This window comes from Kribbella sp. ALI-6-A (genome assembly GCF_001984195.1).
In the GTDB taxonomy this organism is placed as follows: Bacteria; Actinomycetota; Actinomycetes; order Propionibacteriales; family Kribbellaceae; genus Kribbella.
The window spans coordinates 519,727-534,166 of the sequence record NZ_MTQN01000009.1; the positions used below are offsets into that span (position 1 = coordinate 519,727).

A 14,440-nucleotide genomic window follows, 5' to 3' on the forward strand; every position below is an offset into this window, starting at 1 on the left:
AGCTGGTCACATGACCACGTCCTGGGGCGTACCGATCGTGAGCCAGGTCAGGCTCCGTCGGATGTCGTCCGGTGCGTTGGCGAAGGCGGCTTCGATCGAGTCCCGGCCCTGAGTGAAGTGCCGCCAGCCTTCGTAGTGCACCGGAATGACGGTTCGCGGGTGCAGGAGCTCACAGAGCCGTACGCCGTCGCGCCCGGACATCGTGTAGCGGACCGGACCTGTGATGCCGAACTCCACCGCACCGAGGTGGAGCAGGACGGTACCAACGTCGATCCGTTCGCCGACCTGACGAACGCCGTCGTACAACACGGTGTCACCTGAGATCCACAGAGCGCCGTGCTGCTGCCCCTCCCAGCTCAGCGCGAAGCCGGTGACGTGACCGGTGATCGCTCGACTCAGTGGCGGACCGTGGCGAGCGGGTGTTGCGGTGACCCGCAGGGTCGGCAGTCCGGGCCTGGACAAGGAGTGGACCGTCCAGGGCGACAAGCCGATGGCATTGCCACCCAGACGGCGCGCTCCGGCGACCGTCGTCACGACGGTGCCGGCGCTGGGCAGCAGCGCGCGGCCCGCGTTGTCCAGATTGTCGCCGTGGTGGTCGTGGGTCAGCAGTACGGCGTCGATCGGCGGCAGATCGTCAACGGCCAGCGCGGGCCCGACCTCCTTGTGAGAGGCCGAGCCCCAGCCGAACGAATAGCGGCCGCCCGGCGGGTCGAAGGTCGGGTCGGTGAGCAACCGCCAGCCTTCGACCTCGATCAGCGCGGTGGGCCCGCCGATGTGGGTGATGCGGGATTCGCTCACGCTGCAGGGGCCGCCGCGTGCTTCAGCGCCCAGTCGAGCACTTCGTCGGCGATCCGTTGCCAGCCGTCCTGCGCGGGCAGCAGGTGGGCGTAGCCGTCGTACTGCTTCACCTCGGTGACGGTGTCGGACTTGTAGTGCTTGGCGTTGGACCGTTGCACCTCCGGCGGCATGATGTGGTCCTCTGAGCCGGAGACGAACAGCAGCGGCGGCCGGGAGTCGTTGTGGTAGTCGACCCAGGTGTCCTGGTGGCCGGGCTGGAAGTTGGCGAGCACGCTGCCCCACAGGATGCCGCCGTTCGCCGGGATGGCGTACCGCTCGTAGAGCGCGCGGGACTCCTCCTCGGTGAAGGTGTTGGTGAACGCGTACTTCCACTGCTCGAACGAGAGCGGCACCGCCTTGTGCCGGTTCCCGGGGTTCTTCAGCACCGGGAAGGTCGACCTGACCTGGGACAGCGGTACGACGCGCACCCCCTCGGTGGGCGCGGAGTTCATCGCCACTCCGGCCGCGCCGAAGCCGTGGTCGAGCAGGATCTGGGTGAAGGCGCCGCCGGCGGAGTGACCGATGATGATCGGCGGCGTCTCCAGCTCGCGGATCGCGGCCTCGTAGTGCTCGATGATCCGCGGAACGGTGAGCTCGAGGATCGGGGTCGGGTCGGCGTTGAGCGCCTCCACCTCGACCTCGAAGCCCGGGTAACCCGGCGCGATCACCCGGAACCCGCGCTGCTCGTAGTGCGTGATCCAGTGCTCCCAGCTGCGGGGCGTGACCCAGAAGCCGTGGACCAGAACGATGGTGTCCGGGGTGGTGACGGAGGGCATCAGGAGGTCTCCTTCGCGGCGTCGAGAATGAGGTCGGTCGTCGAGGCCGGCTTCGAGATCATCGCGACGTGCGACGCCTTCACCTCGACCGTGCGGGCCCCGGCGCGCTGCGCCATGAAACGCTGAGTGGCGGCCGGGATGACCTGGTCGTCCTTGGCGACCAGCGTCCACGACGGGATGGACTTCCAGGCCGGTACGCCGGACGGCTGGTCGAGCGTTCCGACGTCGGCGGGTCGCTGACCGGCGGCCATCGCCGCGGCGGTGGACGGCGAGACGTCGGCCGCGAAGACCTCTCGGAAGAGGGGCAGCTTGATGTACCCGTCGACGCCGCCCGGATACGGCCTGAAGTCGAGTGCGGCAGGGCTCAACTGGCTGCCGGGGAACTTCGCCGCCAGGCCACCGACGCTGTCGCCGGCGTCCGGGGCGAACGCGGCGACGTAGACCAGCGCCTTCACGTTCGGATTGCCGGTGGCCGCGTTGGTCAGGACGAAGCCGCCGTAGGAGTGCCCGACCAGGACGATCGGACCGGTCACGGTCGCGAGAACGCTGCGCAGGTAGGCGCTGTCGGCGTCCACGCCGTGCAGCGGGTTCGCCGGCGCCAGCACCGGATACCCCTTGCGCCGCAGGCTGCGGGCCACGTCGTTCCACCCCGACGCGTCGGCGAACGCACCGTGCACCAGCACGACGGTCGGTTTGCGGGCGTGGTCGGCAGCGGCGGTGGCGGACCCGGACACGCCGAAGACCAGGGCGAGTGCGAGCAGGAGGTGAGGAACAGGCCGTTTTCGAAGGAACATGTCGTGTCCTTGCAGTCGATCGGGTGCAACGGGTGACGGTTGGGACGGCGATCGCTTTCAGGGAGGCGCCTGCTGGCCGAAAACCTAGCTGCGCAAGGGCTGCCCGCCCTAGGATGTGGCTGCACGACGGTCGGCTGTCAGTGCACAGTTCGGCCGGACTGTGTGGGGACGGAGTGCCGGGAGTACGGCGACGGGGGCTGCTTTGACTCTGCTTCTTGACACTTCCACGCTGCGGCGGCAGGACCGCTCGGAAGCGTTCTTCGCGGCCATGATGTCCGCGAGTGTGCCGTCGCGGGTGGAGCACGAGGATCCCCAGGGCGACGTGTACGCCCGGATGGACTTCTGGCAGCTCGGCGCGCCGGACCTGTTCCGCAACGAGGGCTCGGGCATCCGCCTGGTCCGTACGCCGAAGCACGTCCGGATCGGAGCCCCCGAAAGGCTCGCGCTCGCCGTACAGGTGATCGGGACCGGCATGTTCAGTCAGGCAGGAGTCGACCAACGGGTCCACACCGGTGAGCTGATGCTGGTCGACCTGACCGCACCGTACGAGTTCGCCTGGCGTGGCCAGGGCGCCTCCCAGGCCTTCCAGATCGACTACCGGGACCTCGGACTGAGCGTCGAAACGGTCCGTGCCGCGGCTCAGCGGCTCCCTCGCAGTCCCCTCTACGAACTCGTGCTGCACCACCTCACCGTGCTCGCGACAGTCAGCGACTCGCTGCACGACACCCGAGCGGCTGTGATGCTCGGCTCCGCGACGACCCAACTGGTCCGTGCGCTGCTGACCTCCGCTGCCGAGGACGACAACGACCAGCACCTCGCGATGGCCGACGTGCTCTTCGCGAGGATCACCTGGTACGCCCGCCAGCACCTGGCCGATCCGGACCTCGGGCCGGCCCGGATCGCGGCGCACCACAACATTTCGCTGCGGTACCTGTACAAGCTGTTCGCCAAGCACCAGCTGAGCTTCGAGCAGTGGCTCATCAGCGAGCGCTTGGAGCGCGCCCGCCGCGATCTCGCGGCGCCGGCGAACCGGAACCGATCCATCGCGGCGATCGCCGCGCAGTGGGGATTCCTCGATCCGGGCCACTTCGCCCGACGCTTCCGCCGGGCACACGGCATGACACCCCAGGAGTGGCGTGAGCTCCATCGCGGACCCGTCCACCGGACCTGACGTCACTGCACCGATGTCCGAGGCGACCGCCGATGGCTGGATGGATCAGGCCGGAGGGCGGCCGGATTCGACCGGACCGCCCTCTCGTGTCCCGCAGGTCAGGGCAACGGTTCGACCCGGGTGTTCTGGAAGGACGCCTGCAGCCAGCGGCCGTGCACCTTGTGCATGACGTTGGTGTTGATCGACAGCGAGTCGGGACGGCACGTCGTGGCCGGAGCCGTGATCAGGCAGCTGGTGCGGACGATCGCGGCGACGTCGCGCTCGAGGTAGCGGATCTGCTCGCTGAGCGTGCGGAACGTCGTGTCCTCGATGTAGGTGTCGAAGTAGCGCTGCATCTCACGAGCGATCTCCGCCCGTCCGCGCAGGTGGTCGCCGTTGAAGGTGACCACGTCCGCGTCGGGGTGGAACGTGGCCGCGAACTCGGCGCCGCTCTCGTGTGTCCAGGCATCCGCCTGCTGCTGGAGCAACCGGTCGAACACCACCTTGTCGGGGACTCGCCCGGCCTGCTGGTCGGCCGCGGCGCCGGCCGTCAGCGTCGTTCCCACTCCGAGCGCGACCACTCCGGCCACGACGATCCTTCGCAGAGTTGTTCTCACTGCAGACCTCCTACATATCGGGTAGCTAGATGTAGCCAGTCTACATATAGTTCCAGGCAGCCACTCGGGACGGTCCGTCAGGACCTTGTCAGGCCGGTTCCACAACGCGCGTGACGACCCAGCGGTGCGGCGAGATCGGCCGCGTCCGCGTGAAGCCGTGGTGCTCGAACGCGGCCATCGGCCCCGTGTGCAAGAACGATCCCGACACCTTGCGGTCGTCGGTCTCCTCGGGATATCCCTCGACCGAGCCTCCGCCCGCCGAAGCGATCAGCTCCAGCGCCCCACCGAGCGCGGCCTTGGCGACGCCGCGGCCTCGCAGGCCATTACCGGTGAAGAAGCACGTGACGCGCCAGTCCGGCAGGCTCGTCAAGCCCTTCTCGTACAGCCGCCGGCTCTTGATCTTCGGCAACTCCTCCGGCGAACCGAACTGGCACCACCCCAGGCACTCGTCGCCCGCGAAGACCAGCGCGGCATGGGTACGCCCCTCCCGGACCCGCTGCTCCTTCTCGCTGCGATTCTCCGCCGGGGCCCTCCCCTTGCCCACCTCGACATGGAAGCCCATGCACCAGCAACCACCCCAGACGCCGTTGTTCGCCTCGACAAGCCGCGCGAACGCCGGCCATGTGTCCGGCTCGAGCGGGCGCACGGACAGCTCGGTCGCGCCGGTTGTTGTGGAGTCGTTCACTGATGCCTCCTGACCGTCCGTTCTTCCTGTCCGGACCATTCAACCGCGTCCCCCAGCCAGAGCACGCCACGGCTTATCGCAAATGATTTTCATGTGCTAACTTACCCTCCGACCCGTCCGCCACTCCGGGAAGAGATGTCGTGCGCCCTGCTGTCGCCCTCACTGCCTGCCTGCTGTCCTCGTCGATGCTCCTGTCCGGATGCTTCGCGGGGAGCGGCACTCCGACCGCCGCGACGGGTGACGCCGGCGGCGGCCGGATCAAGCTGGCGATGATGCAGCCGCCCCGATCGGGCCTGTCTCCGTTCAGCGACGACGCGTTCAAGCTGTCCCGATGGAGCACAGCCGAGACTCTGGTCACGCTGGACGAGGTCGGCGACGCCCAACCAGGCCTGGCGACCTCGTGGAAACGCGTCTCCCCGCAGACCTGGGAGTTCGCGATCCGGCCGAACGTGACGTTCCACGACGGTACGACGCTGACCGCCGCCGTGGCTGCCTTCGCTCTCACCAAGGCGGCCGCCGCCTCGCCGAAGCCGCGCATCCTGGACGGCGTACGACTGACGGCCGTTGCCCAAGGCGACAGTCTGCGGGTCACGACCGCCGAGGCCGACCCGCTGGTCCCGCACCGGTTGTCGTCGCCGCAGCTGTCGATCCTGGCCAAGGCGGCGTACAAGCCAACCAGCGTGGACCCCGTGGGCACCGGCAGCGGCCCGTACCGGCTGGTCGAGGTCCGCGGCACGACCGGCGCCCGCCTCGACCGGTACGACGGCTACTGGGGCGGCAAGGCGCGGGCCGAGGGCATCGATGTCTCGTTCGTCCCGGACGGCGCGGCCCGCGCGGCCGCGATCCGCAGCGGTTCGGCCCACCTGGTGGAGTCGGTCCCGGTCTCGCAGGCGGCGTTGCTGGACCCGAAGACCGTGACCGAAGTGCCGATGCCGCGGACGAACACGCTCTACCTCAACACGCGCACGGGCCCTCTCAAGGATCCCGCGCTGCGCGCCGCGATCCGGAGTGCCGTCGACCGCGACGCCTTGGTGAAGGGCGTCTACGAGGGCCGCGCCGATCTGGCCGCCGGACTGCTCGGCCCGGCGCTGCCGTGGGCCGCGAAGGGCCGCACCGAGCTCACCGGCCGTACGCCGGCCAAGGCACCGGCCGGTACCACGATCACCTTGGCGACCTTCTCCGACCGGGCCGAGTTGCCGGAGGTCGCCTCGGTCCTGCAGCAGCAGTTGCAGCAGGCCGGGTTCGTGGTCAAGCAGGTCGTCCGCGAGTACGCCCACATCGAGGAGGACGCGCTGGCGGGCAAGTTCGACGCGTTCATCCTGTCCCGCGCCACAGTGCTGGACTCCGGCGACCCGGTCGCCTACCTGTACAGCGACTTCGCCTGTGAGGGATCGTTCAACATCTCCCAGCTGTGCGACGCACGCGTCGACGCGGCGCTGACTAGGGCGAAAGGCACCGCCGCCGGAGACGCCCGACGGGCCGCGATCCTGGCGGCGGAAGCGGCCGTCCTGCGAACCGACGCCGCCGTCCCGCTGCTGCACGAGCGGGTGATCCAGGGCGACTCGAGCGAGCTGCTCGACTCGGCCAAGGACCCGCGGGAGCGAACGCTCGTCACGGCACAGACCCGACTGCGGTGACCCCACGGACGGCGGCGCTGGCGTCCCGCGTCGGCGCGATGGTCGTTGTCGTCGTCGCGATCGGCCTGCTGCCCTGGCTGTCCGGCCGTGACCCCGCGTTGTCCGTCCTGCGCGCCCGCTCGGCCGAGCAGGAACCGACACCCGAGGCGATCGACGCGGTCCGTGCGGAGCTCGGTCTCGACGCGGGCCCCCTGCAGTTGCTCGGTCGCTGGCTCGGGGACGTACTGCGCGGGGACCTCGGACACTCCTGGACCAGCGGGGCCGAGGTGCTGCCTTCGGTCCTGGCCGCGGCCGGCGCGTCCCTGACCTTGATGGCGGCCGCTCTGCTGATCGCCGTACTGATTGCTGTCGCGTTGTGCGCACCGACGCTGGGACGCGGTGCTCGCGGGACCCTGCGCAGCGGCGGGACCGGAGTGGCCGCGAGCGCGCTTGCCGCGCTGCCCGAGTTCCTGCTCGCCACGCTGTTGATGCTGGCGCTTTCGGTCTGGCTGCGGTGGCTGCCGCCGTACGGGTGGGACGGGCCACGCCACCTGATCCTTCCGGCGCTTGCCCTGGCTCTGCCGGCCGGCGGAATCCTCGGCCGCCTCGTCGACGACGCTCTGCCGGCGGTCTTTGCCGAGCGCTGGGTCAGCCTCTGGCGTTCGGCCGGCTGCACTCCAACGCGGATCGCCGCGGCCGCCGTACGTCGCGCGGTGCCGGCCGTGGTCCCACAGTTGGGGCTTGTCGCGGTCGGGCTGACCGGTGGCGCGGTCGCGGTGGAGACAGTCTTCGCAGTGCCCGGGATAGGACGTACGGCGCTGGGCGCAGCCGAGTCGCAGGATCTGCCTTTGCTGCAAGGATCCGTGCTGGCTCTGGTGCTCCTGGGCACGATTGCCGGCTTGCTGGCTCAAGCGGCGAGGCGTTACCTGCTGGGCCCCGGTCTTCGCGACGAGGTCCTGTCGCTCCCGGTCCAACTGGCGTCCACGCGACGGATGCACCAGGTGCCGCCCGTCGCCTGCGCCGCACTGCTGGCCGTCGTCGTCGGCTGGGGGTTGTTGCTCGATCCATTGCACTTGGACACGACGGCCCGGCTCGCGGCGCCGAGTTGGACACATCCTTTGGGCACCGACTCTCTCGGCCGCGACGTCCTGGCCCGGCTCGGGCATGGCGCCGCCGCGACAGCCGGCGTCGCCGTACTCGTCTGCGCCTTCTCGTACGCCGTCGCGCTGGTCGCGGGTTTCCTGCCCGGCGTCACGATCGGCGCCTCCGAAACAGCGAACGCGGTGCCGCCGGTGATCGCGGGCATCCTGGTCGCCGCGGTGCTCGGCCCAGGAACCCTGAGCGCGTCCGTCGCCGTGGCCCTGGTCTCCTGGCCACCGCTGGCCGCGCACGCCGCGGCGCTCGTTCAGGAGACCCGGGCGGCCGGCTATCTGACCGCGCAACGGGCGATCGGCTCGAGCCCGGGCTGGATCCTCACCCGGCACGTTCTCCCGGCCGTGGCAGGTCCGGTCGCCCGGCACGCCGTACTGCGGCTGCCCGGGATCGCGCTGGCGCTTGCCTCGCTCGGGTTCCTCGGCCTCGGCTCGCAGCCGCCCGCTCCGGAGTGGGGATCGAGCCTGGCGGAATCGCTCCCCTACGTGGAACGTGCTCCGTGGGCCGTACTCGCGCCTGCGGTTGCCCTGCTCGTGCTGGCGGCGCTGGCGGTATCACTATCGACGCTCCGGACGCCGCGAAGCGCCGTACTGCAAGGGATTCGGGGATGACGGCACTGCTCGAAATACGCGATCTGCACGTCACGGTACGAGGCCAGGGCGGTGAGGTGCCGGCCGTGCGCGGGTTGTCCTTCCAGGTCGACCGCGGGCAGATCCTCGCCGTCGTTGGTGAGTCCGGAGCGGGCAAGTCCCTGACCGCGCAGGCCGTTCTCGGACTGCTGGGACCGTCGGTCGCGATGAGCGGTAGCGTCAAGTTCGACGGTCGCGAACTCGCCGGAGCCACCCAGGCCGCCTACCGCGAACTGCGCGGGCGACGGCTGGGCTTCGTTCCGCAGGACGCGTTGTCGGTCCTGAGCCCGGTACATCCCGTCGGTGAGCAACTGGCCCTCGCGGTGCGGTCCGTTCAGGGCGCAAGCCGCGCAGCGGCATGGGACGTTGCCGTCCGGGCTCTCGACCGCGTCGGGATCCCCGATGCGAGCCGCCGCGCCAGGGTCTATCCGCACGAGTACTCCGGCGGGATGCGGCAGCGCGCCGTGATCGCGATGGCGATGGTCAACCAGCCGGACCTGATCATCGCCGACGAACCGACCACCGCGCTGGATCCACGACTGCAGGCCCAGATCCTCGGCCTGCTGACCGGGCTGCGTGACGAGTCGGGCACCGCGGTGGTGCTGGTGACCCACGACCTGGCCGCTGTCGCCGGTTCGGCCGACCGGGTCCTGATCATGTACGCCGGCCGTGAGGTCGAGTCGGGTCCGGTGGACCGCGTCCTGGTGACCCCGCGGTCCCCGTACGCCGTGGGACTACTGGCGTCGCTGAAGCCGATGCCTGCAGCAACAACCCGCCGGCTTCCCGCGATCGCGGGCGCACCGCCGCGGCCGCAGTCGTTGCCGCCGGGCTGCGCTTTCGCGCCGCGCTGCCCGCTCGCCGTCGACGAGTGCCGGGCCATCGAACCCGAACCGCTTCTCTACGACGGACGCCTGGTCGCGTGCCACCGAGCCGGCGACGTACCGGCTGCCGAGCTCGCGGAGCTGTACCGATGACGGGCGCGCCGCTGCTCGACGTACGGGAGCTGACCGTTCGATACCCCGGACGCCGACGCCGGTCACAGCCGGTGCTGGCGGTCGACCGGGTGTCCTTCGAGGTACGGGCCGGGGAGACGCTCGCGCTGGTCGGCGAGTCAGGGTGCGGGAAGTCCAGCACCGCGGCCACCGTACTGCAGCTGCGCCGTCCACAGGGCGGTGAAGTCCGGTTCGAAGGAGTCGACCTGACGACGCTCGACGAGCCGGCACTTCGCGGTCTGCGGCCGGCGCTGCAACCGGTGTTCCAGGACCCGTACGGCTCGCTCAGCCCACGGTTGCGGATTCGGGACGCGATCGCCGAACCACTGCGCGTCCAAGGCCGCTGGGATCCCGTCACCGGCCCGGCCCGGGTCACCGAGCTGCTGGACCTCGTCCAGCTCGATCATTCGCTGGCCGACCGGCGTCCGCACGAGCTGTCCGGCGGCCAATGCCAGCGCGTCGGTATCGCCCGCGCGCTGGCGAGCGAACCGCGGCTGCTCGTGCTCGACGAACCGGTCTCCGCCCTCGACCCGTCGATCCGGGCCGGCGTGATGAACCTGCTGATCGACCTGCAGGACGAACTCGGCCTCGGCTACCTGTTCATCTGCCACGACCTCCGGCTCGTCCACCAGGTCGCGCACCGGATCGCCGTGATGCAGCACGGCCGCATCGTCGAGTCCGGCGACACCGATCAGATCTTCACCTCGCCGGCTGCGGCGTACACCCAGGCGCTGCTGACCGCCGTGCCGCCCCTCGCGACCCCGGCTGATGACCGCCCGGTGCCGCGCGCTGCGCCGACGCCGTCAGGCCTGCCTCACGACCTCGGTCTTCGCCCCTGAAGTGGGCAACGCCGCCGAGGCGAGCAGAGCCAGCTTGTCCGCATCGCTGGAGCCGGCGTCCGGGTGGTAGACGACCAGCATCAGGTCCTCGGCGCCGTTGATCGACAGCCGCTCCCGGTTGAGGACCATCTCGCCGACCAGCGGGTGGTCGAGCCGGAGCGGGGTCCCGCGCTGTCCACGCACTTCGTGCCGGGCCCAGAGCTGCCGGAACCGCGCGCTGGCCAGCGACAGCTCTCCGGTGAGTTCGATGAAGCGGGGATCGTCGACGTTGCTCCCCACGGACTGCCGCAGATTCGCGACGAAGCACTCGGTCACGTTCTCCCACTCCGGATGCAGCGCCTGCTCGGCCGGATCCAGGAACAGGTCCCGCAACTGGTTGCCGCCGACAGCGAGGCCGGGCGAGAGTGCGGTGGCCATCCGGTTCACGGCCAGGATGTCGAAGTACCGGTCTTCGATGAAGGCGGGCTGGACGAGGCTGTCCAGGAGCTTCAACGCTCCGGCCGGCGGCGTCTGCTTGCGCGGACGGCGTTTCCGTCGCCGGGGAACCTCCGCGACCAGGGTCAGCAGGTGGGCGAAGTGGTCGTCGTCGAGCTGCAGCACGCGGGCGATTGCCTCGAGCACCTGTACGGACGGCTTACGGTCACGGCCGCGTTCGAGCCGCAGGTAGTAGTCCGCGCTGATGCCGGCGAGCATCGCGACCTCTTCGCGCCGCAGCCCCGGCACCCGTCGTACGCCGATGTCGGGGATGCCCACCTGCTGCGGCGTCACCAGCTCGCGCCGGGCCCGCAGGTATGCCCCTAGGGCGTTCGACTCGCTCACAGAACAACCGTAGCTCGGTGCGCAACGAGCAGAGGGGGTCCTGTCACACCCCAGGCTGCACGGGGCTCTGGGTGAGTCGGCGTGCCGCTCATAGCGTGGACGACGGCCCGATCGCGGCCAGCACATTCCAAGGAGAACCATGACCGTCACACTGATCACCGGCGCCAACAAGGGCCTCGGCTACGAGACCGCCAAGCAGCTGCTCGAGCTGGGGCACACCGTCTACATCGGCGCCCGCGACGCTGAACGCGGCGAGAAGGCCGCCGCCGAACTCGGCGCCCGGTTCGTCCAGCTCGACGTCACCGACGACGCCTCCGTCACCAGCGCACTGGCCACGATCGACGCCGCCGAGGGCCGCCTCGACGTCCTCGTGCACAACGCCGGCATCCTCGAGACCACGCTCGACGTCCCTGCGGCGCTGCGTTCCTTCGACACGCACGCCGTCGGCATCGTACGCGTCACGGAAGCCGCTCTGCCTCTGCTCCGCAAGTCCACGAACCCGAACGTCGTCACGATCTCCAGCAGCATGGGATCGTTCTGGGCCGTGACCAACCCCGAGCGCCCGGAGTACGGCATGCCGCTCGCGCTGTACTCCGCGTCGAAGACCGCGGCCACCATGCTGACCGTGCACTACGCCAAGGCGCAGCCGGGCATCAGGTTCAACGCGCTCGAGCCCGGCACCACCGCCACCGACATGACCGCCGCCTTCGGCATCGGCCGACCGGTCGAGGACAGCGCCCGAGTCGTCGTACGCCTGGCCACCATGGACGCGGACGGGCCGACCGGCACCTTCCAGGACGAAACAGGACCGCTGCCCTGGTGAACCCGCCGGCAGTTGGCGCACGATCTCGCCGAGGCCGCCATCTGACACCGCCGGTCGGCAGCCGGGCCCAGTGCGCCGCGATGAGCTCCAAGGCCTCGCTCTGTTCAGCGGCGAACCGGGCCCGCACCGGTCACGGTCACGATGCGCCCGAGCCGCCGGTGATCTGGATCCGCCGTGACCTGGCGCCGGCCGCCTTCGGCGCCTTGACCATCAGGACACCGTCTTCCAGGGACGCCGTGATCCGGTCGCCGTCGATCTCGCCGGGCAGGGTGACCGAGTGGTGGAACTCGCCGACCCGACGCGTCTGCGTGCGAAGGAACCCGGTGCGTTCACGTTCCTTCACCTCGCCGTGCACGGTCAGCTCCCGATGGTTCCACTCCAGTGTCACGTCGTCCCGGGCCACTCCCGGCAGATCGATCTCGACGACGTAGGCGTCCTCGGTTTCCTCGATGTCCACCGGAAACTGCGACCAGGCGACCTTGTCGAGGCTGCCGAACGACCGCATCATCTGGTCCATCCGCCGGTAGATGTCCTCGAAGTTCGCGAACGGATCGGTCGGCAGCCACCGGACTGGCCGAGCTTCGCCCCGGCGGTCTCGGTCAGGATTGTGCCGGCGAATCGGAAGAGCCATCGCTACCACCTCACTCCATGGTCACGCCGTACGGTCTGCCTTTCTTCACCTCCTACAACAGTCATCATGCCGCTGACATCCCGGTCTGTCATCCTTCTGATGACAACATTTTCGCGGCGCGACCGGACAGCTTCGACGCGGACCGTCCGGCCCACTTGATCGTCGGCCGACAAAGCGAGAATCTGGCGGCAAGGGCCTCATCGTGAGCGCCGCAGGCGGTATCTCGGCCGGGATATCGGCCGGCTGGAAACCGCCGACACAGCCGGAGGGCGGTGATCGCTGTGAACGAGCGTCAACAGCCGGCCGCACAGTCCGACTTCCTCACCGCATTGCCGAGGACAGTCGAAGTGCTGATCGGTGGCCACTGGCTGAGAGTCACGGCCCACGCGACCCGCTGCGGTCGCCGCGGGCGGCAGGTACTCATCGACCACTACGGCAAGCTGCTGTGGGTCAGCGCATCGCGCCTTCGACCCGTGACGCCGCCTGTTCCGGATCCAGCTGACCACTCGAACGCCCCGCTAGGATGAGAAGACGCAGCCCGCACTCGGAAGGTTTCTGATGGGCCTGTTCGGTCGCCGTCGTCATCCGCAGTGGCCGCGAATCGACATGTACACGCCTGGCTCCCCCAGCGACATCAAGCGCCTCACCTTGGACGACCTGGATCGGCTGATGACCAAGGCGGAGAGTGCCGAGTTCAGTGCTGTCGGACGACCGGCCTGGCTGGAACAGCATCGGTCCCGCATTCGGCAGCAGTACCTGATCGTCTTCGGACCGGAGGGAGACGGCGCGTACCGCTGCTATGCGGCCGCCTTGCTCGACGACGACTCGGGGCACCTTTACACTCTCGATGTGGCGACCCAGGACTTCGACGAGCTGCCTGGCGTCACGCAGCAGGAACTCGTCGCCCTCGCCCACCGCTTCTTGATGACCTTCTCCCCCGTCCCACTGGACCCCGAACAGCAAGCCTGATCTTCAACAGCTCACCCGCCGGCGACCGACTTCACTCGTCGACCCTTGGCGCGGGGCTGGTTCAGGATGTCGCCGACGGCGACCGGAAGTTCGATCAGGCGTGGGCGCTTGGCGCGCTCGGGGTGGTCGAGCCGTTCGAACAGCATGCGGGCGGCCTGGGCGCCGAGTTCCTTCGGGTTGTGGGAGACGACCAGCAGCGGGACCTGCATCAGGTGGGCCAGCTCGACGTCGTCGAAGGCGATCAGGGTGGGCGGCGACAGTTTGGGGTCGCGGAGCCGGCGCTGCCCGATGGCTTCGAGCGCACCGATCGTGTTGCGGTTGTTGGTGCTGAACACCGCGGTGGGCGGATCCTCGAGATCGAGCAGCGCCTCCATCGCCTTCCGGGCGGCCGCGGCGTCCTGCTGACCTCGGGTGACCAGGCCGGGGTCGGACTCGATGCCGAACTCGTCGAGCGCCTGGCAGAAGCCCTCGTACCGCCGGCTCGCGGTGGCGACCGAGATGACGTTGCCCAGGAAACCGATTCTGGTGTGCCCAGCTTCGAGCACCTTCTTGGTGCTCTCGTAGGCCCCGTTGACGTCGTCGATGAGCACGGTGTCCGCCTTCAGCCCGCGCACTGTTCGCGACGCCAGGACGAGGGGGATGTCACCCAACCGCGTCCCTTTCAGGTGGTCGGCCGCGCCACCGGTCGGTACGACGATCAGCCCCTCGACCTGGCGGCCGACGAAGTCGGAGACCAGCTGCTTCTCCCGTGCGACGTCCTCGCCCGTGTTGCCCAGCAGCATCCGGCGACCGTGCTGGGCGGCCACCTCCTCGACGCCCAGCGCGAAGTGCCCGTAGTACGGGTTGGCGAGGTTCGTGATCGCGACACCGATCAGGTCCGAGCGGTGGCCGGGCCGGATGCTCCGGGCGTTCTCGTTGCGGTGGTAGCCCAAGGTGGCAACGGCGTCCATGACGCGTTGCTGCACCTCGCGGCGCACGTTCTTGCCCCCGGACAGCGTGCGGGAGACCGTCATCGGACTGACCCCGGCGAGCTCGGCGACCTCCCGTACGGTCGGTGCCGCTTTCGGTCTGGAGGGTCCAGGGTTCACCAGCGCACTCCTTACAGCCACAA

General features: G+C 69.5%; 15 protein-coding genes. 7 read left to right on the plus strand and 8 right to left on the minus strand.

Annotation, left to right across the window (positions count from 1 at the left end; translation table 11 throughout):
* Positions 1-6: 6 nt before the first annotated feature.
* Genes BWI15_RS11425 through BWI15_RS11435 form a run of 3 tightly spaced genes read right to left on the minus strand, consistent with a single transcriptional unit; the run spans position 7 to position 2,407 of the window.
* A complete protein-coding gene (locus tag BWI15_RS11425; protein ID WP_077014302.1) occupies positions 7-798 on the minus strand; it encodes an MBL fold metallo-hydrolase in 792 nt (263 codons plus the stop codon).
* Complete coding sequence (locus BWI15_RS11430) at positions 795-1,613, minus strand: alpha/beta hydrolase (RefSeq protein WP_077014303.1); 819 nt, start codon at positions 1,611-1,613, stop codon at positions 795-797. The genes BWI15_RS11425 and BWI15_RS11430 overlap by 4 nt, the downstream gene beginning before the upstream one ends.
* Complete coding sequence (locus BWI15_RS11435) at positions 1,613-2,407, minus strand: alpha/beta fold hydrolase (protein ID WP_077014304.1); 795 nt, start codon at positions 2,405-2,407, stop codon at positions 1,613-1,615. The genes BWI15_RS11430 and BWI15_RS11435 overlap by 1 nt, the downstream gene beginning before the upstream one ends.
* A gap of 202 nt (positions 2,408-2,609) precedes the next feature.
* Between BWI15_RS11435 and BWI15_RS11440 the strand changes: the two genes are divergently transcribed.
* Positions 2,610-3,578, plus strand: a complete 969-nt coding sequence (locus BWI15_RS11440) for a helix-turn-helix domain-containing protein (protein ID WP_077014305.1) — start codon at positions 2,610-2,612, stop codon at positions 3,576-3,578.
* A gap of 98 nt (positions 3,579-3,676) precedes the next feature.
* Here BWI15_RS11440 and BWI15_RS38345 read toward each other — a convergent pair whose 3' ends face one another.
* Both BWI15_RS38345 and BWI15_RS11450 read right to left on the minus strand, forming a co-directional pair.
* Positions 3,677-4,174, minus strand: coding sequence for an SgcJ/EcaC family oxidoreductase (locus tag BWI15_RS38345; protein ID WP_168197293.1), 498 nt, complete (start codon positions 4,172-4,174; stop codon positions 3,677-3,679).
* Positions 4,175-4,262: 88 nt separating this feature from the next.
* Positions 4,263-4,859, minus strand: coding sequence for a GNAT family N-acetyltransferase (locus BWI15_RS11450; RefSeq protein ID WP_077014306.1), 597 nt, complete (start codon positions 4,857-4,859; stop codon positions 4,263-4,265).
* Between the two features lie 140 nt (positions 4,860-4,999).
* Here BWI15_RS11450 and BWI15_RS11455 point away from each other — a divergent pair, with 140 nt between their 5' ends.
* Genes BWI15_RS11455 through BWI15_RS11470 form a run of 4 tightly spaced genes read left to right on the plus strand, consistent with a single transcriptional unit; the run spans position 5,000 to position 10,087 of the window.
* Positions 5,000-6,496 carry an ABC transporter substrate-binding protein gene (locus tag BWI15_RS11455; RefSeq protein WP_237771225.1) on the plus strand — a complete coding sequence of 499 codons (1,497 nt, stop codon included), beginning with the start codon at positions 5,000-5,002 and terminating at the stop codon, positions 6,494-6,496.
* Positions 6,493-8,238 carry an ABC transporter permease subunit gene (locus BWI15_RS11460; RefSeq protein ID WP_202817620.1) on the plus strand — a complete coding sequence of 582 codons (1,746 nt, stop codon included), beginning with the start codon at positions 6,493-6,495 and terminating at the stop codon, positions 8,236-8,238. Before BWI15_RS11455 ends, BWI15_RS11460 begins: the two co-directional genes overlap by 4 nt.
* Entirely contained in the window at positions 8,235-9,230 is a 996-nt protein-coding gene (locus tag BWI15_RS11465; RefSeq protein ID WP_077014307.1) for an ABC transporter ATP-binding protein, read from the plus strand. Before BWI15_RS11460 ends, BWI15_RS11465 begins: the two co-directional genes overlap by 4 nt.
* Entirely contained in the window at positions 9,227-10,087 is an 861-nt protein-coding gene (locus BWI15_RS11470; RefSeq protein WP_077014308.1) for an ATP-binding cassette domain-containing protein, read from the plus strand. Before BWI15_RS11465 ends, BWI15_RS11470 begins: the two co-directional genes overlap by 4 nt.
* On the opposite strand, the gene BWI15_RS11475 is transcribed toward BWI15_RS11470, so the two are convergent.
* Entirely contained in the window at positions 10,052-10,906 is an 855-nt protein-coding gene (locus tag BWI15_RS11475; protein WP_077014309.1) for a helix-turn-helix transcriptional regulator, read from the minus strand. The genes BWI15_RS11470 and BWI15_RS11475 overlap by 36 nt on opposite strands.
* Positions 10,907-11,045: 139 nt before the next feature.
* Here BWI15_RS11475 and BWI15_RS11480 point away from each other — a divergent pair, with 139 nt between their 5' ends.
* Positions 11,046-11,729 carry an SDR family NAD(P)-dependent oxidoreductase gene (locus BWI15_RS11480; protein WP_077014310.1) on the plus strand — a complete coding sequence of 228 codons (684 nt, stop codon included), beginning with the start codon at positions 11,046-11,048 and terminating at the stop codon, positions 11,727-11,729.
* 136 nt (positions 11,730-11,865) lie between these two features.
* Here the strand turns inward: BWI15_RS11480 and BWI15_RS11485 are convergent, their stop codons facing one another.
* Complete coding sequence (locus BWI15_RS11485) at positions 11,866-12,360, minus strand: Hsp20/alpha crystallin family protein (RefSeq protein WP_083750693.1); 495 nt, start codon at positions 12,358-12,360, stop codon at positions 11,866-11,868.
* Between the two features lie 558 nt (positions 12,361-12,918).
* Here BWI15_RS11485 and BWI15_RS11490 point away from each other — a divergent pair.
* Positions 12,919-13,329, plus strand: a complete 411-nt coding sequence (locus BWI15_RS11490; RefSeq protein ID WP_077014311.1) for a hypothetical protein — start codon at positions 12,919-12,921, stop codon at positions 13,327-13,329.
* Positions 13,330-13,340: 11 nt separating this feature from the next.
* Here the strand turns inward: BWI15_RS11490 and BWI15_RS11495 are convergent, their stop codons facing one another.
* The gene (locus BWI15_RS11495) at positions 13,341-14,417 is read right to left on the minus strand and encodes a LacI family DNA-binding transcriptional regulator (RefSeq protein WP_077014312.1); all 1,077 of its coding nucleotides are present in this window, start codon (positions 14,415-14,417) and stop codon (positions 13,341-13,343) included.
* Between the last annotated feature and the right edge of the window lie 23 nt (positions 14,418-14,440).

Coding starts and splice junctions, on each gene's coding strand:
- BWI15_RS11430 (WP_077014303.1), bottom strand. CDS start 1,613: ATGCCCTCCGTCACCACCCCGGACACCATCGTTCTGGTCCACGGCTTC.
- BWI15_RS11435 (WP_077014304.1), bottom strand. CDS start 2,407: ATGTTCCTTCGAAAACGGCCTGTTCCTCACCTCCTGCTCGCACTCGCC.
- BWI15_RS11465 (WP_077014307.1), top strand. CDS start 8,235: ATGACGGCACTGCTCGAAATACGCGATCTGCACGTCACGGTACGAGGC.
- BWI15_RS11470 (WP_077014308.1), top strand. CDS start 9,227: ATGACGGGCGCGCCGCTGCTCGACGTACGGGAGCTGACCGTTCGATAC.
- BWI15_RS11480 (WP_077014310.1), top strand. CDS start 11,046: ATGACCGTCACACTGATCACCGGCGCCAACAAGGGCCTCGGCTACGAG.
- BWI15_RS11485 (WP_083750693.1), bottom strand. CDS start 12,360: ATGGCTCTTCCGATTCGCCGGCACAATCCTGACCGAGACCGCCGGGGC.
- BWI15_RS11490 (WP_077014311.1), top strand. CDS start 12,919: ATGGGCCTGTTCGGTCGCCGTCGTCATCCGCAGTGGCCGCGAATCGAC.